Origin of the sequence: Anoxybacillus sp. LAT27 (assembly GCF_022030075.1) — a bacterium.
GTDB lineage: Bacteria > Bacillota > Bacilli > Bacillales > Anoxybacillaceae > Anoxybacillus > Anoxybacillus kestanbolensis.
In genome coordinates, this window is sequence record NZ_JAIWYK010000226.1 from 1 (window position 1) to 255 (window position 255).

Consider the following 255-nt stretch of genomic DNA (forward strand, 5'->3'; position numbering starts at 1 on the left):
CGAGGTGGATGTGGTCTCGCGGACGATGAAGCCGGGCGACCTGCTGATCATGATGTCCGACGGCATCTACGAGGCGCCCCGCCACATCGAAAACAGGCAGGCCTGGATGAAGCGGTTGATTTCCGAACTGCAGACGGACGACCCGCAGGAAGTGGCCGACCTGCTGCTCGAGCGGGTGATCCGGCAGCACTCCGGCAGCATCGTCGACGACATGACTGTGCTGGTGGCCCGCCTCGACCGCTTCGTGCCGCAGTG

Annotated in this window: 1 protein-coding gene; it reads left to right on the forward strand. The window is 64.7% G+C overall.

Annotation, left to right across the window (positions count from 1 at the left end):
• The coding region (locus tag LD028_RS09235; protein WP_237811639.1) for a SpoIIE family protein phosphatase at positions 1–255 on the forward strand (255 nt) is incomplete at both ends.